Origin of the sequence: Anoxybacteroides tepidamans, assembly GCF_014201465.1 — a bacterium.
GTDB classification, from domain to species: Bacteria; Bacillota; Bacilli; order Bacillales; family Anoxybacillaceae; genus Anoxybacteroides; species Anoxybacteroides tepidamans.
In genome coordinates, this window is the sequence record NZ_JACHEP010000017.1 from 36,516 (window position 1) to 57,020 (window position 20,505).

Here is a 20,505-nt window from a genome sequence, read left to right on the forward strand (position 1 = left end):
TTTACTCACTCTCCTTTACAATAATTGGTTGAGGATAGTTAGAGGAGAGTTTACGCAAACGTTTTTTCACTGCTTCAGGCGGTTCTACTTTCGGTGCATCCGGATGAAGCAGCCATGTTGCCGCATAATGTGTATCAGAAATTTTGAACATTGGCGGCTCTAGTTCAAAATCAATTTTCATCGCATATGGATTACGTGGAGCAAACGCATCCCCTTTTGGCGGGTTTGTTAAATCTGGCGGTGAGCCAGGAATCGCAGCCAATTCCTTCTTATCGTCGCTATCTAAACTTGGCATCGACGCAAGTAAGCCCCACGTATACGGATGGCGCGGGTCATAAAAAATTTCGTCTACAGTTCCCATTTCTACAATCTTTCCTGCATACATAACGGCAACGCGATCCGCCATATTAGCGACAACGCCTAAATCATGGGTAATAAAAATGATCGATGTTCCCATTTTTTTCTGTAAATCTTTCATTAATTCTAAAATTTGCGCTTGAATCGTTACGTCCAATGCTGTCGTTGGCTCATCAGCAATGAGCAGCTTCGGATTTGATGCTAATGCAACGGCAATCATCGCCCGCTGTCGCATTCCCCCGGAAAATTCGTGTGGATATTGATTCACACGTTTTTCTGGCATCGGGATACCAACAAGGCGCAACAATTCAATCGCCCGTTCTTTCGCAGCTGATTTATCCATTTTTTGATGCTTAGTTAAAACTTCCATAATTTGTTTTCCAACTTTCATTGTTGGATTCAACGATGTCATCGGATCTTGAAAAATCATACCGATATCTTTCCCGCGAATTTGTTCCATTTCCTTATCGGTTTTTTTTACGAGATCTTCTCCATCGAAGATAATTTGACCATTTTTAATTTTTCCAGGTGGCGTTGGAATCAACCGCATAATCGTTTGCGATGTCACACTTTTTCCCGAACCTGATTCCCCAACAATCGCTAACGTTTCTCCTTTATTAACGTGGAAGCTCACACCGCGAACGGCCTGCACCTCTCCACCATACGTTTGAAATGAAACTTCTAAATTTTTTACCTCTAGCAACTTTTCCATGTCCTCACCCCTTACTTGCGCAATCTCGGATCTAATGCGTCACGCAAACCGTCCCCAACGACATTAAATGCAAAAATCGTTAAGCAGATGAATGTAGCAGGGAAGAATAGACGCCACGGATAATATTGCAATGCTTGTACCCCTTCAGAAGCCATCGTTCCCCAACTTGCTAAAGGCTGTGGCACACCAAGACCTAAATAACTTAAAAACGCTTCTGTAAAAATCGCAGATGGAATGGTTAATGTCAACGTTACAAGAATTGGTCCCATTGCGTTTGGAATTAAATGTTTAAACATAATTCTTGATGTGCTTGCACCAAGCGTTTGCGCTGCCAGTACATATTCTTGGTTTTTCAGCTGCAATACTTGCCCGCGAACGATGCGCGCCATGTTAATCCATCCCGTAATCGTCATCGCTAAAATCATCGTTCCTAATCCTTGACCTAAAATGACCATCAATAAAATAACTAAAAGCAAGTACGGAACCGCCCATAAAATATCAGCGATGCGCATCATCACTTCATCCGTTTTGCCACCGCGGAATCCGGCAATTCCTCCCCAAAGCACTCCAATGAACAAATCAATGAGCGCCGCTGCTAAACCGATAAATAAAGAAATGCGCGCTCCGTACCATGTACGTGCAAATACATCTCGCCCAAGTTCATCGGTGCCAAACCAATGTTTTGCGGAAGGAGGCTGATTGGTACTCATTAGATCATTGGTTGCATAATCGTATTTTGTCATATACGGACCAAATATAGCCATAAACACTAAAATTACTAACAAAACTAATCCAAACATCGCTAATTTATTTTTACGAAAACGGATTGAAACGTCTTTCCAATACGAAAGGCTCGGTTTCGATATTTTTTCCGCTTCACTTAAATCAACCGATGCAGGTTGAAACATTTCTTTCGGAATTTGCTGCATGACTACTCTCCTTTCTTACCACCGGCTAATTTAATACGAGGGTCAATGAGTCCGTAAACAATATCAACTAATAAAACTGCCGATAATAAAATGATACTGTAAAACACCGTGACCCCCATAATCACCGTATAGTCACGGTTGGAGATACTTAAAACGAAATGACTTCCTAAACCTGGAATCCCAAAAATTTTCTCAATAACGAAACTTCCTGTTAAAATAGCTGCAGATAAAGGTCCAAGATATGTGACAACGGGTAATAGTGCATTGCGAATCGCATGTTTTACTGTAATTTGTCCTCTAGATAGCCCTTTTGCTTTTGCTGTGCGAATGTAATCATTGCTTAATACTTCTAACATGCTCGAACGAGTAAGACGGGCAATAAAAGCCATCGGCGTCGCCGCAAGAGCTAGCGCTGGTAAAACGGTATGTTGCAACGACTCCCAACGTGCCACCGGAAACCATCCGAGCTTAATCGCTAAAACATATTGCAAAAGCGATGCCATAATAAAGCTCGGAACTGATATCCCTAATACAGCAAAAATCATCGCTCCATAATCTTGCCATTTATTATGATTCAAAGCTGCAATAACCCCTAGTAAAATACCAATACTGACTGCTAACAATAAAGACTCCATTCCGAGGAAAAATGAAACAGGAAATCCTTCGTTAATTAAATCATTGACGGTTTGACCTTTATATTTGAAAGAAGGACCGAAATCCCATTTGGCGATGGAAACTAAATAATCAAAATATTGATTATACCAAGGGCGATCAAGTCCATAATATTCATTTAAGTTTTTCTCGATTTCAGGCGGAAGCTTTTTCTCACCAGAAAAGGGCCCGCCCGGTGCGGCTCTCATTAAAAAGAACGTAGCTGTAATAATTAAAAAAAGTGAGAGCAGCATAGAGAGTAAACGTCTGCCTACATATTTCAACATGTCGATACACCTCCATTTTTTGCAAACCTTCCATATCGTGAAATGAAGGTATATGGGAATTCCCATATACCTTCAATGATTCACCATCTTATTCAAAATATGCCCATTTAAATTGAATATCGCCAAGACCGGATACTTCTACACCTTTTAGGTTATCTTTTTGCACCCAAGTGTTTGTGTAGAAATAGATTGGTGCAATTGGAAGTTCATCCATTAAAATCGTTTCTGCATCTTTTAACATTTGCTTACGTTTTTCTGGATCTTTTTCTTTTTGCGAGTCAATCAACAATTGTTTATATTCTGGATTTTCCCAGTTCGTATCGTTGTTGCCGCCTTTTTTGTCACGGAACAACTCTAAGAAGTTGATTGGGTCGTTAAAGTCGCCTAACCAGCCCATGCGGCCGATTTGATAGTCGCCGGAATGTAACTTGTCAATGTATACGTTCCATTCAGCGTTTTCAAGTTTCACTTCGATGCCTAAATTTTTCTTCCACATATCTTGAATCGCTTGAGCAATTTTTGCATGTGCATCATCTGTATTAAAAGATAATGTAATCGGCGGCAAATCTTTCACATCTTTTAGGCCAAGCTCTTGGAGACCTTTTTTCAAATATTCTTTTGCTTTTTCAACATCGTTATCTTTAAAATATCCTTTTTCGTTTTCAGGGAACATCGTTGGTGGCACAGCAGCCATCGCTGGAATTTGCTCACCTTTTGTAATGTTTTCGACAATGGCCTTACGGTCGATTGCATATGTGAGCGCCTTACGAATGTTCACATTGTTTAACGGCGCTTTCTCAGTATTAAATTTGTACCAATACGTACCTGCAATTGGTTGAACGTGTAATTTACCTTCTTTCTTTAATTGAGGTAAAGAATCTGTCGGCAATTGGCCCGTAGGCATACCAGCCCAATCTAGTTCCCCGTTATTAAACATCGAAAGTTCAGTATTGTTATCGTTGACCATAGCCATTTCAATTTTTGTTAATTTTACAGTGTTCGCATCCCAATAATTTTCGTTCTTTTCAAGAACAATTTTGTTGTTATGCTCCCATGACACCATTTTAAATGGTCCGTTTGAAGTATAGTCAGGACCAGCATTTTTGTACCAGTTTGGATTTTTTTGAGCGATTTTGCTATTTACAGGAAAATATGTGTAGAACGCTATTAGTTCTAAGAAGTAAGGTGTTGGGTTTTCAAGCGTCACTTGCAACGTTTTGTCATCAAGCGCCTTTACGCCAACATCTTCTGCTTTTGCTTTTCCTTCGTTAAACGCTTGGCCGTTTTTAACGTAATAAAGCTGATAAGCATATTGCGACTGGTTCTTTGGATCAAGCGCCCACTTCCACGCATATTCAAAGTCATACGCAGTTACAGGGTCGCCGTTTGTCCATTTTGCATCGCGCAATTTAAATGTGTAAGTTTTTAAATCGTCGGAAACTTTGTAGCTTTCCGCCATTGCTAAATCAGGTTTGCCACCTTTAATTCGCGTTAGTCCTTCAAATGTTTGATACAATACGTTAGCAGAAACGGAATCGTTTGCTAAACCTGGGTTTAACGAGAATGGCTCTGTCTTAATGTTGACGCGCAGTTCTTGCTTAACGCTAGCTGTTTTGTCTCCTCCCGCTTTATCAGTTGATCCTTTTTTGTTGAATCCGCCGCAGGCAGCGAGGAAAAGACTTAGCACGAGCATAAGACTAAATAAAAGTGATAATCTTTTCTTCAATGGATTTCCCCCCTAAAAAAATTTATGTTCAAAAGCCCGACGTCAAAACGTGGAACTTTTGTTAATAATATTGTTCTGTTGGCAACAAATTATGTACAAAAAACAAATAAAAAATTCTTTCATCACCCGTCTGATTTATCAGAATATTTTATTCAAACTCTATTATAGATTCCATTAATATATTAAAAAAGGATTTTTTTGTAACATTTTTTATGTTTTCTGAATTTTATTTTGATTTCGATTGTTTTTGTAACTTCATTTTCAGCTAATTAGCATTTTATAGTGTTTTTCGCTAAATGTAAATGAAAAAAATTTACAAAATTAAAATTAAAGCGTTTACATTTTCCGTTTTTACTTTAGATTCAAAAATGATAACCATTCGTTTTCTTCTTAATAGTTAGTTTAACACAGAGCGAAAGTTAATTTTATTAAAATAATTTATAACATAAAATATTTCGTAAACAAAATTATCAAAAAACATTTTGAAATAAAAGGAATGGCTCCATCTGTCCAATTGATTCTCCTTGCATAAAAATAACCGTTGTTTTAGAATGAAGAAAGAATATGAACATGCGATGAGAAAGAATAGTACATATTGCGATGTCTCCAGAGAGCTTGTGGCTGGTGGAAACAAGCGTCTAGCAATATGGAATGGGCTTTTGAGCATCCAAGCTGAACAGCAAGTAGGCTTGGACGTTTGCCTTACGTTACAAAGGCGCCGTGCAAACAAGCATGGAACAGAGCGATTGTACGGATTGTACAATAACTAGGGTGGCAACGCGGTCTTATCGTCCCTAAATGAACAAACAGGGAGATAGGGCCTTTTTATATTTTATATATAGTCGAAAAGGAGTGGTTTGATGAATACGATTTTTTCCGGCATTCAACCAAGCGGCGTCATTACCCTCGGTAACTATATTGGGGCGATGCGACAATTTATTGAATTGCAGCACGAATATCAATGCTATTTTTGCATCGTTGATCAGCATGCGATTACGGTGCCGCAAGATCCGAAAGAACTTCGCCAAAATATTCGCCGTTTAGCGGCTCTCTATTTAGCGGTCGGCATCGATCCGAACAAAGCAACATTGTTCATTCAATCGGAAGTACCAGCACATGCACAAGCCGGATGGATTTTGCAATGCCTCGCCTATATCGGTGAGTTGGAGCGAATGACACAATTTAAAGATAAATCAGCAGGGAAAGAAGCGGTCAGCGCTGGATTATTAACATATCCGCCGCTCATGGCTGCCGACATTCTTCTTTATAAAACCGATATCGTTCCGGTCGGAGAAGACCAAAAGCAGCATATTGAGTTGACGCGCGATTTGGCAGAACGCTTTAATAAACGATATGGCGAAATTTTTACGATCCCAGAAGCGCGCATTCCAAAAGTGGGAGCACGCATCATGTCATTAGCGGATCCGACGAAAAAAATGAGCAAATCCGATTCGAATCAAAAAGCATTTATTACGCTGTTAGACGATGCCAAAACGATTGAAAAGAAAATAAAAAGCGCCGTCACCGATTCAGAAGGCACGATCCGCTACGATAAAGAAAACAAGCCGGGCATTGCCAACTTACTCAACATTTATTCGATTTTAGCGAATAAACCGATTGAACAGTTAGAACAAGAATACGTTGGCAAAGGATATGGAGAGTTTAAAGCCGATCTCGCTCAAGTAATTATTGATACGCTCACACCGATTCAAGAAAAATACTACAACTTAATGGAAAGCAACATTCTTGATCAAGTGCTAGATGAAGGCGCAGAGAAAGCAAACAAAGTCGCAAGCAAAATGCTAAAAAAAATGGAAAATGCGATGGGATTAGGACGGAAACGAAAATAGAGCAAGCCGGTTCATTTGGCTTGCTTTTTTATTAGAAAAAATCCTTTTTCAAACAGGGAACATTTCTGTTAATTTACCCGTGGTTCTTGTTCCATTTCCCATAATTTCTCAAAAAATGGTTGTCCTTTAACAAGTTTTTCGCATAATTGCATATGCTTTTCCGACCAGCCGTACTTTGCTTCTTCATATAAATGGTGCCACGCTTCTTCGAACGTCATTTGCTGAATCGAAGGGTATTTGTGCGGCGCCCATTCCGTATACCAATAGCGCACTTCGGCGACATTTTTTGTCGAATAAAGTTGATCAAGCGCCATAAACAGCAGTTGCTTCAGCTGGCGCTCTTTGCGCGTCAATCCGCTCATTAGTTCAGGAGCTGGTGATAAAATATGGTGCTCTTTTTCATATGAAGGAAGCGGATACGCTTCTGCTTGCTGTTCGGCAGCCATTTCATAAACGAGCTGTTCTTGTCTTGGAATAAGCCGGCTTTTTCGAATCGGAATATTGTAGCCGATCGTATCGACAGCAAGAATTCCTTTTCCGTCAGTAATGACAAAACAATAGTTAAGTTGAATCCGTTCATGATTTTTTCGTACGTACGCTTTTTGATAAACGTCATCGAGAAGCTGCTGCGGAATTTCCGATAAACTATTTTCAATATAATGGAATAAGGCAGAAGATACTTTCAATAACGGCACTTGATCTAACAACTCGACTTGGTCATCTTTTCGCCATTCATGAAAACAACAAACGTTATACCCATTTTCTTCTCCTTCAAACCAGTTCACCCAAACATCATGAAGATATAGCATAATATACCCCTCACTTCAAAAAGCTATTTGTCCATCAGTATAGGCAGAGGGGGATTATTTTATTCCATAACACCCTTTTTTATCCATTATTCTTTGTGAGATGGAACATACAGACTGAACCACATAAGAACAAGTCCAACAGGCAGCAAATAACATTCTATTCGTGTGCTAATGAATCGGAAATAATCGATCCATCCTCGTTCCGGTGTAATAAGGTTTAAGTAAGCAATCGAGGTCACCCCTCCAATGACCGAAAGTCCAAACCCAACTAAATAAATAAAAATGCGCATCGTCTTCCTCCGTCACCTTGTCCATCTTGTTTCTACATATATGTGCAACAATGGACAATCATGACTCGCTTTTATTCATCGAATCGAGAAAGTTGGACGATACGCTCCGAAGACATTTCCATAATCTGTGGCAAGCCATGTCCTTCTTGCAAAGCCCGATGAACAATCCCATAACCGATCGCATATCCGAGCATCGATGGATACAAACCGTGCCCGTAAAGAAGGCGATCATGCAATGAATGAGTCGGTTGAATCGATTGATAACGAACGAGATACCGTTTCCAAAACTTGCGTAATTCATCGTCTGAATAATACGTTGTCCATTTCGCTTGATACGCTTTTCCTACATACTGGCCGACTGCGTGCTCAGCCAATCCTTCTAAAATGACCGCATCGAGCAACGTATATTCTTCTTTTCGTTGTTTCGCTAGACGGCAGACGTGATTGTATTCATGCGTCAATACCGCCTCGATTTCTTTTAGTTGATGGTGTGGCAATAAAAATAAAAATAATTTATCGGAATACGCAATCCCCCCTTTACTATTAAAGTCACGGGCAAGTTTTCGATTGTATACATCCGCCGGAAAAATAAAAACCGGTACATCCGGGCCGTTCCATCGCTTTCGCAATTTTTGATAAATCGCTTCTGCATGTTCCCATATTTGTTTTCGTTTCATTTCATCCGCTATTTTTGCGATATCATTCGGCGAGGAATACATTCCATGATGAATGAGATGGAGGTAAATATCACGGGCAGTGGCATTTTTAAAATAAAAAGTGAGCCGCTCGCATAGTTGAATCGGCCGATTGTTGATCATCCATTCATCCGTACGAACAAGCGCCATGAACCATTCACCCCTTCCATCTTTTATTGTATGCACTGCAAAAGAAGGAGGTGAGAAAAGGCGATCCCCGCTTTTAATGAGATCGCCTTGTTGGTTACTCCGTATATTTTTTAAAAATAAGCGCCGCATTATGTCCGCCAAATCCGAGAGAATTGCTAAGCACAGCGCGGACTTCCTGCTGTCTTGCCACATTTGGCACATAATCGAGATCACATTCTGGATCTGGTGTTTCGTAATGAATCGTCGGCGGAATGATTCCGTCTGTAATCGCTAACACAGAGAAAATTGCTTCGATGGCGCCAGCAGCTCCTAACAAATGCCCCGTCATCGATTTTGTTGAACTAATCGCTAGCTTATACGCATGGTCGCCAAACACTTCTTTAATGGCCATCGTTTCGTATTTGTCGTTATACTCTGTACTTGTTCCATGGGCGTTAATATAATCGATTTCTTCCGGCTTCATCCCCGCATCAGCCAACGCTTGGCGCATCGCTCGCACGCCACCTTCACCACCTGGAGCTGGCGCCGTAATATGATAAGCATCGCCAGTTGCTCCGTAGCCAACAATTTCGGCATAAATGCGCGCCCCGCGTTTTAACGCATGCTCTAATTCTTCTAATACAAGAATGCCGGCTCCTTCTCCCATTACAAAGCCATCGCGGTTTTTATCAAACGGGCGGCTCGCTGTGTTTGGATCAGGATTTGTGGACAATGCTGTATTTGCGCAAAAGCCCGCTAACGCCATTTTCGTAATCGGCGCTTCCGTTCCGCCTGTAATCATAACATCCGCATCGCCGCGTTGAATGACTTTAAACGCATCGCCGATCGAATTGGCGCCGGTTGCGCAAGCGGTGACAGTACAAGAATTAATTCCTTTTGCGCCGAGTATAATCGATACTTGGCCAGCCGCCATATCCGGAATCATCATCGGCACGAAAAACGGACTTACACGCCGGTAACCGCGTTGCTGGAAAATTTCAAATTGCTGTTCAAACGTTTCCATTCCGCCGATTCCCGAACCGATCCACACTCCTACCCGCGGCGCATTTTCTTCCGTAATGCTCAAATTGGCCTCTTTTACGGCCATGAGCGAAGCGGCTACCGCATATTGCGTGAAGCGATCCATTTTCCGCGCTTCACGTTTATCTATATAATTTTCTGGGTTAAAATCTTTCAGTTCTGCCGCTACTTTTGCTGGGAAATCATCAGGATTCACACGGGTCAGCGGTCCCACGCCATTTTGACCGTCCACGATGTTTTTCCATGTTGTTTCGACGTCATTTCCAAGCGGAGTAACAGCTCCAAGACCTGTGACAACGACTCTTCGCTTTTTCATCTTTTTTGCCTCTCTTTCGTTTTGTAGTCAAAGAGTTTTCACTGTTCGATTAGCGCCCCCATCTTAACGCGATCGCCCCCCATGTTAAGCCGCCGCCAAAACCAACCATAATAATAAGATCGTCATCTTTAATTTTGCCCGCTTCCAATTCTTCAACGATCGAAATCGGAATCGATGCTGCGGAAGTATTGCCATATTTTCTAACCGTTGTCGACATTTTATCCTCCGGTAACTCAAGGCGCTGTCTTGCCGCTTCGACGATCCGAATGTTGGCTTGATGCGGAATTAAAAAGTCAACATCTTGTTTCGATAAGCCGGCTTTTTCTAGCACGTTAATGCACGATTCACCCATTTGACGAACAGCAAACTTGAATACTTCTCTACCGTTCATCATAACATATTCGTCTTGATATAGGTGTTTTCCTCCTGTTCCGTCTGCTCCTAATTCGAACGATAAAATGCCGCGTCCTTCGGAAACAGGTGCCATGACGACTGCCCCTGCGCCATCGCCAAACAATACGGCCGTGTTGCGATCATTCCAATTAACGATTTTTGACAGTTTTTCAACCCCTACTACTAATATATAGCGATATGCCCCGTTGTCAATAAACTGCTTTGCTGTCACCATGCCGTAAATAAAACCGGCACAAGCAGCGCTAATATCAAGCGCTGCTGCTTTCGTCGCTCCTAACCGTTCTTGTAGCATACACGCAACCGATGGAAACGGCCGATCCGGCGTTACTGTCGCCACTAAAATTAAATCGATGTCCGCTGCCGAAATATTGGCGCTTTCTAGCGCTTTCGCCGCCGCAAAATACGCCATATCCGATGTATCAATATCATCCGGAGCAATCCTCCGTTCCTCAATCCCTGTTCGTGTTCGAATCCATTCATCAGACGTATCCATCATTTTTTCCAAATCAAAGTTTGTCACTACTCTTTCAGGTAAATATCGACCGATCCCTATAATACCTGCACCCATGCCAAACATCTCCTTTAGTATTATATAACCAATTACTATTACTTGGTACTAATTTTAACGGAGTTTTCACGAATGTGCAATATAAATCTGTCATCTGCGGTGTTCGTCTAGTCATTTCCGCTTATCAAACATAACGTAGTGATAAGGAGAAAGGAGGGAAACGTATTGGAAAATGACAAGCAAACAAACGAACAGCCGACCGACCGTTTTTCCCGTTTAATGTTTGGCGCTTTTCCGTCTCGTGAGCGTGTTGAAAAAACTTCTTCACCGCAACAAGAACTCGATTGGATTCAGCTCATGCAAGACATTGATACGCTTGTCTCCTCATTTCATCAATTAAAACCTTTTATGCGCACCATTACTTCTTTCATTGACTCATTAAAAAAATAAAATGTGAAAAACTCCTCTATCGTACATTCAAGCGATAGAGGAGTTTATGGTAAAGCGCTATTCTGTTCGTAAAATTGATGAATGGCGTTCGCAAAGCTGTACCGCTTTTCTGATAAGTGGTATATGATCGCTAGCGGAATATCTTTCTCATTCGCCAATTCCTCGTATTTTCGACAATGAAGTGCCGAAGGATAATGAGTCAACCCAGACAGTTGCCATATTTTGATCGGAACTTGCCATGACACGAACGATAGCGGCGGAAGAGCGTCTTTTACTTTCGTTTCGTCGATTTCGTACGCTACCGTTATTTCTTTGATCATTCGTTTGTAAAAAAACTTATTTTCTTTTTCGTACTCAAGCTGTGCTGACAAATCTAAACACGGACTTAGCATCGCGATCGCGCGAATTTGTGTACGCATCGTCTCTAATAACCGCAGTGCGACAAGCGCCCCCATTCCTTCCGCTAAAATATAAATACGATCGTTTAGTATTTCACTTTTTAATACGTAATAGATCAATTGTTTGGCCAATCGAACCGATTTCGGGCTTCCCCAATGCCGGCCGTATAAATGGGAGTAAAAAATCGTATACCCGTATGAGCCTAATTCTTCAAGTAACTGTTTTCTTCCTTGATGTTCCATCCAAAAGCTCACACTTTCTGCCACATAATGGTTCACATCACCAAGAAGAAGAATGGCAAATCCATTCGGTCGCTTCGGCAAGTGAATGACACACCATTGATTATCAAGTTGAAAAAAACGTTGTTGAACGGTCATATGCCTCCCTCCACCTTAACTTTCCACCGTGCATAGTTGTACAGTAAAAGATATGCAAAAACAAAAAATTGGCAAGGGCATATACCTAAAAAGAAGGACATTTTCGATTTGAACAAATTGTGATAAGATAAAAAAGGAATTGTTAGAAAGATCGAGGTGAAAACAATGAAATTTTTCTGGACGTTTTTTTGGACGTTTCTGTTAGCGCAAATGGCGACATATGTCATCGGCTCGATGCAAGGAATTTCTTACCAATTTTCGACAGGAGCATTATTAGGAGTAGTGATGACCGTTTTTATCATCATCATCGCCAACTTGCTTCCAAATGAACCAGTAAAACATCATTAAAGCAAAGAAAGGCCGTCCTCTTTAGGATAGCCTTTCTCTATTTTTTACCACGATTTGTCCATTTTCGTAGTCGACAACAACAGTGCTATAATCTTTTATATGGCCGGCAATGATTTCTTTTGCCAGCGGAGTTTCAATTTGCTTTTGTATAAATCGTTTTAACGGACGCGCCCCATACGCATGGTCAAAGCCGGATGTGGCAATATACTCTTTTGCCTGTTCAGACAACGTTAAGGAAATATGGCGATCGGCGAGCCGCTGTCCTAATTCTTTCACAAACTTCTCAACAATTCCTTTCACTTCTTTCATCGTTAACGGCTTAAATAATACGATGTCGTCAACGCGGTTTAAAAACTCCGGACGGAAATGCATCCGCAATTGCTGCATCACTTGTTCACGTGTTTCTTCTTGAATGTTGCCGTCTTCTTTCACCCCTTCTAATAACGTATGCGAGCCGATATTCGATGTCATAATGATGACCGTATTTTTAAAATCAACCGTTCGTCCTTGTGAATCGGTAATTCGGCCGTCATCAAGCACTTGCAATAAAATATTGAACACTTCCGGATGAGCCTTTTCAATCTCGTCAAGAAGAATGACCGAATATGGCTTTCTTCGTACCGCTTCCGTCAATTGCCCACCTTCTTCATAGCCGACATATCCGGGAGGCGCGCCAATTAACCGCGATACGGCATATTTTTCCATATACTCGGACATATCGATGCGAATCATTTGTTCTTCGCTGTCAAACAATGCTTGGGCAAGCGCTTTTGCCAACTCCGTTTTTCCGACACCAGTCGGCCCTAAAAAGATAAATGAACCGATCGGACGATTGGGATCTTTAATGCCGGCCCGCGCCCGCAATACTGCATCCGCCACAAGTTCAACGGCTTCGTTTTGCCCGATGACGCGCTCATGCAACAGATCGTGCAAGCGCAATAATTTCTCGCGTTCCCCTTCAACTAGCTTTGTTAACGGAATGCCGGTCCATCGCGATACGACTTCGGCAATTTCTTCTTCTGTCACTTCTTCCCGAAGGAGCCGTCCTTCTTTTCCTGTTTCGTTCATTTGCTGTTCAAGCTGCTTCAATTGTTTTTCAAGTTGTGGAATGCGGCCGTGGCGAAGCTCTGCCGCTTTGTTTAAATCGTATTCGTTTTCCGCTTCTTCTAATTCCCGTTTTGCTTTTTCGAGCGCTTCGCGAACGTTGCGCACTTGTTGAATCGCTTCTTTTTCTTGCTGCCATTTCGCTTTCATACTGTTTGCCTTTTCGCGCAAATCCGCCAATTCTTTTGTAAGAATCGCTAGACGCTCTTTGCTTGCTTCATCCGTTTCTTTCCGCAGCGCCGCTTCTTCGATTTCAAGCTGCATCACGCGCCGCATCACTTCATCAAGTTCCGATGGCATCGAATCCATTTCGGTGCGGATCATGGCGCATGCTTCATCGACAAGGTCGATCGCCTTATCGGGAAGAAAACGTTCGGAAATGTAGCGATCAGATAGCGTCGCAGCCGCTACAAGAGCGCGATCATGAATGTTAACACCGTGGTGGATTTCGAATCTTTCTTTTAATCCGCGCAAAATGGAAATCGTATCTTCCACGTCTGGCTCTTCGACCAATACTTGTTGGAAGCGGCGCTCTAACGCTGGGTCTTTTTCAATATATTGCCGATATTCATCAAGCGTGGTCGCACCGATGCAGCGTAGTTCCCCGCGGGCGAGCATCGGCTTTAACATATTTCCGGCATCGATAGCTCCTTCCGCTTTTCCAGCGCCAACGATCGTATGCAACTCATCAATAAATAAAATGATATTTCCTTCGCTTTTTTTAATTTCGTTTAACACCGCTTTTAACCGTTCTTCAAATTCGCCGCGAAATTTCGCTCCAGCAATAAGAGAGCTCATATCCAACGCAAAAATCGTTTTGTCTTTCAGTCCTTCCGGAACGTCTTTGCGAACGATGCGTTGGGCAAGCCCTTCAACAATCGCGGTTTTTCCGACACCTGGTTCGCCAATTAAGACCGGGTTGTTTTTTGTCTTGCGCGATAAAATGCGGATGACGCGACGAATTTCACTGTCACGACCGATGACAGGATCGATTTTTCCGGCTTTCACTTCCGCCACTAAATCGCGACCGTATTTTTTTAACGCTTCATATGTAGCTTCCGGAGTTGGCGTTGTCACGCGCTGATTCCCCCTTACTTCCCGCAATACGTTCAATAGCGCTGAACGATCGATTCGGTATTTTTGCAGCAATTGCCCAACATCGTGATGTTTTTCACTTGTGAATGCTAGCAATAAATGCTCGACCGATATATACTCGTCTTGCATTTGTTTTGCTTCTTGTTCGGCATTGGTGATGAGCCGCTGTAGACTGTAGGACATATACACTTTGTCCCCTGCCCCGATCACTTCCGGCTTTTTCTTTAACAGCGCTTGCACATCATGGCTAAAAGAACCCACATCGACATGGAGAAGTTGCAACATTCTTTTTGCTAACCCGTCCTCTTGTTGAAGCAAGGCAAGTAGCAAATGTTCCATATCCAGTTCTTGATGATGCTGCTTCATGGCAATGGATTGAGCAGAAAGAAACGCCTCTTGTACTTTTTCTGTCATTTGATTCATATTCATTGTCTTCACCACCTTTTTGACTTTTTTTGACCTTTATTTTTATTATAGCACGTTCTGTTTGCAAATCAAAAGCCATCCTCCAAATGAGAATGGCTGTTTCAGATGAGGAAAGCGGGTCGCCCCGCTGTTCTGTTAAGGTTTTCTCATATACGTCCAATGGCGGTTATGGTTCGATGTTTCCGGAAATGTGTCTCCGGCTTTCAGTTTAAGCTTTTTCGGATGTTTGACATTGTCACCTGTTTCGCCAATTTCGATATAGACGCCGTTGTTAGGCGCTTTATCGCCCGGTTTGAAATGACGCGGTTGACCCATTTGTATTCCCCCTTTGAAAAAGGTACATCATTATCATAACCGTTCAACCCCCCGTTCATAACTACACAAATGATAAAAAACACCGGCATACAATCCGGTGCTTTCGCTCAAGATAATAACGACACTAAAATCGCTTTTTGGACGTGAAGCCGATTTCCGGCTTGCTGGAAAACATAAGAATGGTCGCTGTCAATGACGTCGGCGGTTACTTCTTCGCCGCGATGAGCCGGCAAACAATGAAGGAACATATAATCCTCTTTCGCATATTGTGCTAATTGGCCGTTGACTTGAAACGGTTGGAATACCGCTAACCGTTGTTTGCTTTCTTGCTCTTGTCCCATGCTCGTCCATACATCGGTGTAGATCACATCAGCATCTTGCACGGCTTCTTCTGGCGAGTGCGTCACTGTAATGGTGGCTCCTGTTTGTTCCGCCACTTTCAATGCCTCGTTCACATATTGCTCTTTCGGCTCATATCCGACCGGGCATGCCACTGTACAATCCATTCCGACTTTTGCGGCGGCAATCATTAATGCATGAGCGACATTGTTTCCATCCCCAACATATACAAGTTTAATTCCTTTCAATTTCTTTTTCACTTCATAAATCGTTAATAAATCTGCCAGCGCTTGGCACGGATGGTCATCGTCGGTCAAGCCGTTAATGACCGGTATCGTCGCATAATGGGCGAGCTCTTCAATTTTGCTATGTGCGAACGTCCGAATCATAATCGCATCGACATATTGCGATAATACTCTTGCTGTATCGGCAATCGTTTCACCGCGTCCGATCTGTAAATCGTTGCTATTAAGATAAAGCGCATGCCCACCTAATTGCGTCATCCCAACTTCAAACGAAACTCTTGTGCGAGTGGACGGCTTTTCAAAAATCATCGCTAACGTTTTTCCAGCTAGCGGTGTATACATTTCTCCCGCTTGCTGCTTTTGCTTTAATTCGACGGCTAACGCCAATAAATCATGAATTTGCTCGGAAGAAAAATCGATTAACGTTAATAAATCTTTTCCTTTTAATGAAGGCATCGTTGTATTCATCCCATCACCACTTTCTCTGTTTGTTTCTTTTGTTTCAGCCACTCTTGAATTGAGAGAACGGAAAAGTCGCCTGCTTCAAGCGCATATAAAAATAGCTCACACGTTTCGATTTCGGTAAACGTCAACAGCTGTTGGGACAACGCAAGCATTCGTTGTTGGGCACTTTTCGGATCTTTTTTTAAATTAAAAAACGCTAACGCCTCTTTTCGCTTTACCCATTCAGTAAGCGGTACACCTTGGACAACGGTCACTTGTTTTTCTCTCATTCGCTCAAGCAGCGGTTTAATAGCATCGTTTTCCGTATCGACATAAATTTCAAAAGCCCCCGTTTTTTTAGACAAATACGAATGGAATGTTTTTGCTGCCGCCTCTTTGATCGTCTTGGCAATGCTAATTCCTTCTCCTGTCGATTTCATTTCCGGCCCGACAAGAGGATCGACTCCCGGTAATTTATGCATCGAAAACACAGGATATTTTAAAACAACATATGGCATATCGCCTGATTGGTGCTGCGTTTGATCTACTACGTCATTTAAGCATTTCCCAAGCAATAATTTTGTCGCAATTTGCGCCAGCGGAATTCCTGTTGTTTTGCTGACGATCGGCACCGTTCGACTTGCGCGCGGATTCACTTCTAATACGTATACTTGCCCGTTCGCAATGACGTATTGAATGTTCATCATTCCTTTAAATTGCAGCTTTTGAACAATTTTTTCAGCGAATGTCTTCATTTGTTCCTTTTCTTCCTCTGTCAATGTCTGCGCTGGCAAGAACGCGTAACTATCTCCGGAATGGACGCCTGCTTTCTCAACGTGTTCGATGATCGTCGGAAGCAAAATCGATGTTCCGTCTGCCGCAACATCCACTTCCGCTTCTTTTCCGTTTAGATACGCATCGATGAGCACTGGATATGTGAATGTAAATGGCTGTTGCAATAAATGTTGCAACTGCTGTTCATCATTCACGATAAACATTCCTTTTCCGCCGATTACGTACGAAGGGCGAAGCAACACTGGATAACCGATCGTTTTCGCTTTGGCTATCAACTCCTGCTCATCGTTTGCCATCACCCCTGGCACGTGCGGAATATCCAATTCCTCCAATAATTGATAAAAACGGTCGCGATCCTCGAGCTGATCAATGACATCATGGGAAACACCGAGAATTGTGACATTCGCTTCTTCCAATCCTTTGACAAGATTAATCGCCGTCTGTCCGCCAAATTGAACGACCACTTTTTCGATTTGCTCCGCTTCAATGACATTTAACACTTCTTCTAGCGTCAACGGTTCAAAATAAAGGCGGTCCGCCACGGCAAAATCAGTGCTTACTGTTTCCGGATTGTTGTTAATTAGTACCGTTTCGTACCCTTCTTCTTGCAATGCATAGACGCTATGAACCGAGCTGTAATCAAATTCAATCCCTTGCCCAATTCGAATCGGTCCGGCTCCGATAATTAACACTTTTTCTTTTTCGCTCGCTTTGCGCTCATCTTCTCCAAAATAAGTAGAATAGTAATAATCGGTTTCGGAATGAAATTCTGCTGCACACGTATCGACCATTTTATAAGACGGAATAATGCCAAGCTGTTTCCGTTTGTCCCGTACTTCCCATTCACTGACGTTCCATACATCTGCTAAAAAAGCATCGGAAAACCCTTTTTCTTTTAACAAACGCAATGTCATTTCATCGACATCGAAGAAATTCGTTTCTTTTGCTTTTCGCTCAAGTAAAATGAGTTGGTAAAAGCTGTTTAAAAAGAAACGATCGATTTTCGTTAATTCATAAACCATGTCGATTGCTTCTCCACGGCGAAACAGCTCTAAAATCGCAAAAAAGCGACGGTCATCTTTATAAATTAGCAGCTCTTTTAGTTCATCATTCGTCTTTTCCGACAATTCTGGTAAAAACAAGCCGTTGTTCGCTCCCTCTAACGAATGAACCGCTTTTTGAAACGCGCGTTCCATATTGCGGTCGATCGCCATCACTTCGCCGGTTGCTTTCATTTGCGTGCCAAGCTGGCGATCTCCGTTCGGAAATTTATCAAACGGCAAGCGCGGAAACTTGACGACGACGTAGTCAAGAGCCGGTTCGAAGCTTGCATACGTATTCTTAGTGACCGGGTTTAATAGTTCTGCCAGTGTATAGCCGACCGCTAATTTGGCAGCGATGCGTGCGATCGGATAGCCTGTCGCTTTGGATGCTAGCGCCGACGAGCGGCTGACGCGCGGGTTCACCTCAATTAAGTAATAGTTTTTGCTGAACGGATCGAGCGCAAACTGAATATTGCACCCGCCGATAATGCCGAGGGCGGAAATGATTTTCACCGCTGCCGAACGCAGCATATGATATTCTTCGTCCGTTAACGTTTGCGAAGGTGCAACGACGATGGAATCTCCGGTATGCACGCCGACAGGATCAACATTTTCCATATTGCAAACGGTAATGCACGTATCGGTATGGTCGCGCATTACTTCGTATTCAATTTCCTTATAGCCGGCGACGCTCCGTTCGATTAAGCATTGTGTAATCGGACTTTCCGCTAGCCCTTTTTCCACAAGTGCGACAAACTGTTCCATCGTTTCAGCAATGCCACCGCCGCTTCCTCCTAACGTATAAGCGGGACGGATAATGATCGGAAAACCAATTTTTTCAGCAAACGCAATCGCATCGTCGATGTTTGTAATAATTTCGCTCTCAGGTACCGGTTCATTTAACTCGTACATAAGGGCGCGAAACGCTTCGCGATCTTCTCCTTTTTTAATCGCTTCAATTGGTGTTCCGAGCAATTTCACCCCGTATTTTTCTAAAATCCCAGCTTCATGAAGCTGAAAGGCCAAGTTTAATCCGGTCTGTCCGCCAAATGTCGCCAACAAGCCATCGGGTCGTTCTTTTGCAATAATTTTTTCAATGCTGTCGACCGTCAGCGGCTCAAAATACACGACATCTGCATGAACGTCATCTGTCATAATCGTGGCCGGATTGTTATTGACTAAAATGACGCGATATCCTTCTTCTTTTAAAGCGATGCACGCTTGAGTGCCGGAATAATCAAACTCGGCCGCCTGACCGATGACAATCGGACCGGAGCCGATGATTAAAATCGAATGAAGCGCTGGATCTTTAGGCATATACTTTCTCCCCTTTATTTACCGTCTGCAAAAATTCATCGAAGATTTGATTCGTATCGCTAGGTCCCGGATGCGCCTCCGGATGATATTGCACAGATAAAATCGGCTTATGGCGATGAACCATTCCTTCCACCGATCCGTCATTTACGTTCGTAAAGCGAATAACAAACGGCGTATTCGCTAAGCTTTCTTGATTGACGACATAGCTATGGTTTTGCGATGTCATAAACACTTTCTTTTTGAGTGCATCATAAACAGGTTGATTCGCACCGCGATGGCCAAAGCGAAGTTTTTCTGTATTCGCCCCGTATGAAAGCGCCACAAGCTGATGCCCTAAACAAATGGCAAGCGTCGGATAACAGTCGATCACCGCCCGAATCGTCGGCAAATGTTCCGATAGTTGCTTCGGATCGCCCGGTCCGTTCGATAAAACGATGCCGTCCGGCTGGAGCGCTTCAATCGTCGCAAGCGGCGTGTGATAAGGCACGACCGTTACTTTGCAACCGCGATCAAGAAGCGATTGCAAAATTGATTTTTTATAGCCAAAGTCGATTAGCACAACGTGAGGTTCACCGCTTCCATATGTTTCAATGTTTTTCGTTGATACATCACGAACCGGAAATTCACTTTCGCCTAACAACTCTAGATCGCATTCCTCTGCGAGCGTAAGCGTGGCAGGCATCGTTCCTTGAGTGCGAATTTCTTTTACTAGCGCGCGCGTATCTACATGCGTAAGCAATGGAATGTTCCATTGCTGCAAATATTGCTGCAAGCTATATTTCGCTTCATAATGGTATCCTTGCGCGCTTGCTTCATAGACGACAACTGCTTGAACGTGCGGACGTTTGCTTTCAAAATCCTCCTCATTAATGCCGTAATTCCCGATTAACGGGTATGTGAACACGATAATTTGGTTTTTATAAGAAGGATCGGTCAATACTTCTTGATAGCCGGTCATGCCGGTAAAAAAGACGACTTCCCCGTTCACCTCGCCGTTTGGAAGAGGAGAAGCGAGCTGTCCCGTAAATGTTTTTCCGTTTGCTAAATGCAAATACGCCTTCATCCCTGCCACCTCATGATTGAATTTTTATTTG

General features: G+C 42.7%; 18 protein-coding genes and 1 other annotated feature. Of the genes, 3 read left to right on the plus strand and 15 right to left on the minus strand.

Annotated features, from left to right (window positions below; all coding sequences use genetic code 11):
- Position 1: 1 nt before the first annotated feature.
- From HNQ34_RS12845 to HNQ34_RS12860, 4 genes are all read right to left on the minus strand, one after another.
- The gene (locus HNQ34_RS12845; protein ID WP_183255203.1) at positions 2-1,069 is read right to left on the minus strand and encodes an ABC transporter ATP-binding protein; all 1,068 of its coding nucleotides are present in this window, start codon (positions 1,067-1,069) and stop codon (positions 2-4) included.
- An 11-nt stretch (positions 1,070-1,080) separates the two neighbouring features.
- Positions 1,081-1,998, minus strand: a complete 918-nt coding sequence (locus HNQ34_RS12850; RefSeq protein WP_183255205.1) for an ABC transporter permease — start codon at positions 1,996-1,998, stop codon at positions 1,081-1,083.
- A gap of 2 nt (positions 1,999-2,000) precedes the next feature.
- The gene (locus HNQ34_RS12855) at positions 2,001-2,936 is read right to left on the minus strand and encodes an ABC transporter permease (RefSeq protein WP_183255207.1); all 936 of its coding nucleotides are present in this window, start codon (positions 2,934-2,936) and stop codon (positions 2,001-2,003) included.
- A gap of 88 nt (positions 2,937-3,024) precedes the next feature.
- Positions 3,025-4,662, minus strand: coding sequence for a peptide ABC transporter substrate-binding protein (locus tag HNQ34_RS12860; protein WP_183255209.1), 1,638 nt, complete (start codon positions 4,660-4,662; stop codon positions 3,025-3,027).
- Positions 4,663-5,228: 566 nt separating this feature from the next.
- Positions 5,229-5,461 (plus strand) — a binding site (T-box leader).
- Positions 5,462-5,522: 61 nt separating this feature from the next.
- On the opposite strand from HNQ34_RS12860, the gene trpS reads away from it, so the two are divergent.
- Positions 5,523-6,512 (plus strand): tryptophan--tRNA ligase, encoded by a 990-nt coding sequence (trpS, locus tag HNQ34_RS12865; protein ID WP_183255211.1) that lies wholly within the window; start codon positions 5,523-5,525, stop codon positions 6,510-6,512.
- A gap of 68 nt (positions 6,513-6,580) precedes the next feature.
- Here the strand turns inward: trpS and HNQ34_RS12870 are convergent, their stop codons facing one another.
- The 5 genes from HNQ34_RS12870 to HNQ34_RS12890 form a co-directional block, all read right to left on the minus strand.
- A complete protein-coding gene (locus HNQ34_RS12870; protein ID WP_183255213.1) occupies positions 6,581-7,321 on the minus strand; it encodes a YjbA family protein in 741 nt (246 codons plus the stop codon).
- 86 nt (positions 7,322-7,407) lie between these two features.
- Positions 7,408-7,611 carry a hypothetical protein gene (locus HNQ34_RS12875; RefSeq protein ID WP_183255214.1) on the minus strand — a complete coding sequence of 68 codons (204 nt, stop codon included), beginning with the start codon at positions 7,609-7,611 and terminating at the stop codon, positions 7,408-7,410.
- A 71-nt stretch (positions 7,612-7,682) separates the two neighbouring features.
- A complete protein-coding gene (locus HNQ34_RS12880; protein WP_183255216.1) occupies positions 7,683-8,456 on the minus strand; it encodes a DUF2268 domain-containing protein in 774 nt (257 codons plus the stop codon).
- Between the two features lie 94 nt (positions 8,457-8,550).
- Positions 8,551-9,792, minus strand: a complete 1,242-nt coding sequence (fabF, locus tag HNQ34_RS12885) for a beta-ketoacyl-ACP synthase II (RefSeq protein ID WP_183255218.1) — start codon at positions 9,790-9,792, stop codon at positions 8,551-8,553.
- A gap of 49 nt (positions 9,793-9,841) precedes the next feature.
- Positions 9,842-10,774, minus strand: a complete 933-nt coding sequence (locus HNQ34_RS12890; protein ID WP_183255220.1) for a beta-ketoacyl-ACP synthase III — start codon at positions 10,772-10,774, stop codon at positions 9,842-9,844.
- A 165-nt stretch (positions 10,775-10,939) separates the two neighbouring features.
- Here HNQ34_RS12890 and HNQ34_RS12895 point away from each other — a divergent pair, with 165 nt between their 5' ends.
- Positions 10,940-11,164, plus strand: a complete 225-nt coding sequence (locus HNQ34_RS12895) for a hypothetical protein (protein WP_183255222.1) — start codon at positions 10,940-10,942, stop codon at positions 11,162-11,164.
- 44 nt (positions 11,165-11,208) lie between these two features.
- Here the strand turns inward: HNQ34_RS12895 and HNQ34_RS12900 are convergent, their stop codons facing one another.
- Positions 11,209-11,940, minus strand: coding sequence for a hypothetical protein (locus HNQ34_RS12900; protein ID WP_183255224.1), 732 nt, complete (start codon positions 11,938-11,940; stop codon positions 11,209-11,211).
- A gap of 165 nt (positions 11,941-12,105) precedes the next feature.
- Between HNQ34_RS12900 and HNQ34_RS12905 the strand changes: the two genes are divergently transcribed.
- Positions 12,106-12,288: a DUF2929 family protein gene (locus tag HNQ34_RS12905; protein WP_183255226.1), complete on the plus strand. Its 183-nt coding sequence runs from the start codon at positions 12,106-12,108 to the stop codon at positions 12,286-12,288.
- 21 nt (positions 12,289-12,309) lie between these two features.
- Here the strand turns inward: HNQ34_RS12905 and clpB are convergent, their stop codons facing one another.
- From clpB to HNQ34_RS12930, 5 genes are all read right to left on the minus strand, one after another.
- On the minus strand, positions 12,310-14,916 hold the full coding sequence (clpB, locus tag HNQ34_RS12910; protein ID WP_183255228.1) for an ATP-dependent chaperone ClpB: 2,607 nt from the start codon (positions 14,914-14,916) through the stop codon (positions 12,310-12,312).
- A 132-nt stretch (positions 14,917-15,048) separates the two neighbouring features.
- On the minus strand, positions 15,049-15,228 hold the full coding sequence (locus HNQ34_RS12915) for a YjzC family protein (protein ID WP_066323269.1): 180 nt from the start codon (positions 15,226-15,228) through the stop codon (positions 15,049-15,051).
- 107 nt (positions 15,229-15,335) lie between these two features.
- Positions 15,336-16,280, minus strand: coding sequence for an ornithine carbamoyltransferase (gene argF, locus HNQ34_RS12920; RefSeq protein WP_183255230.1), 945 nt, complete (start codon positions 16,278-16,280; stop codon positions 15,336-15,338).
- Positions 16,277-19,411: a carbamoyl phosphate synthase large subunit gene (locus tag HNQ34_RS12925; RefSeq protein ID WP_183255232.1), complete on the minus strand. Its 3,135-nt coding sequence runs from the start codon at positions 19,409-19,411 to the stop codon at positions 16,277-16,279. Before HNQ34_RS12925 ends, argF begins: the two co-directional genes overlap by 4 nt.
- Positions 19,404-20,474, minus strand: a complete 1,071-nt coding sequence (locus HNQ34_RS12930; protein ID WP_183255234.1) for a carbamoyl phosphate synthase small subunit — start codon at positions 20,472-20,474, stop codon at positions 19,404-19,406. Before HNQ34_RS12930 ends, HNQ34_RS12925 begins: the two co-directional genes overlap by 8 nt.
- Positions 20,475-20,505 lie beyond the last annotated feature (31 nt).

Excerpts from the sequence above, each read along its gene's own strand:
- HNQ34_RS12845 (WP_183255203.1), bottom strand. The coding sequence starts at position 1,069 with ATGGAAAAGTTGCTAGAGGTAAAAAATTTAGAAGTTTCATTTCAAACG.
- HNQ34_RS12850 (WP_183255205.1), bottom strand. The coding sequence starts at position 1,998 with ATGCAGCAAATTCCGAAAGAAATGTTTCAACCTGCATCGGTTGATTTA.
- HNQ34_RS12855 (WP_183255207.1), bottom strand. The coding sequence starts at position 2,936 with ATGTTGAAATATGTAGGCAGACGTTTACTCTCTATGCTGCTCTCACTT.
- trpS (WP_183255211.1), top strand. The coding sequence starts at position 5,523 with ATGAATACGATTTTTTCCGGCATTCAACCAAGCGGCGTCATTACCCTC.
- HNQ34_RS12870 (WP_183255213.1), bottom strand. The coding sequence starts at position 7,321 with ATGCTATATCTTCATGATGTTTGGGTGAACTGGTTTGAAGGAGAAGAA.
- HNQ34_RS12875 (WP_183255214.1), bottom strand. The coding sequence starts at position 7,611 with ATGCGCATTTTTATTTATTTAGTTGGGTTTGGACTTTCGGTCATTGGA.
- HNQ34_RS12880 (WP_183255216.1), bottom strand. The coding sequence starts at position 8,456 with ATGGCGCTTGTTCGTACGGATGAATGGATGATCAACAATCGGCCGATT.
- fabF (WP_183255218.1), bottom strand. The coding sequence starts at position 9,792 with ATGAAAAAGCGAAGAGTCGTTGTCACAGGTCTTGGAGCTGTTACTCCG.
- HNQ34_RS12890 (WP_183255220.1), bottom strand. The coding sequence starts at position 10,774 with ATGGGTGCAGGTATTATAGGGATCGGTCGATATTTACCTGAAAGAGTA.
- HNQ34_RS12900 (WP_183255224.1), bottom strand. The coding sequence starts at position 11,940 with ATGACCGTTCAACAACGTTTTTTTCAACTTGATAATCAATGGTGTGTC.
- HNQ34_RS12905 (WP_183255226.1), top strand. The coding sequence starts at position 12,106 with ATGAAATTTTTCTGGACGTTTTTTTGGACGTTTCTGTTAGCGCAAATG.
- clpB (WP_183255228.1), bottom strand. The coding sequence starts at position 14,916 with ATGAATATGAATCAAATGACAGAAAAAGTACAAGAGGCGTTTCTTTCT.
- HNQ34_RS12915 (WP_066323269.1), bottom strand. The coding sequence starts at position 15,228 with ATGGGTCAACCGCGTCATTTCAAACCGGGCGATAAAGCGCCTAACAAC.
- argF (WP_183255230.1), bottom strand. The coding sequence starts at position 16,280 with ATGAATACAACGATGCCTTCATTAAAAGGAAAAGATTTATTAACGTTA.
- HNQ34_RS12925 (WP_183255232.1), bottom strand. The coding sequence starts at position 19,411 with ATGCCTAAAGATCCAGCGCTTCATTCGATTTTAATCATCGGCTCCGGT.
- HNQ34_RS12930 (WP_183255234.1), bottom strand. The coding sequence starts at position 20,474 with ATGAAGGCGTATTTGCATTTAGCAAACGGAAAAACATTTACGGGACAG.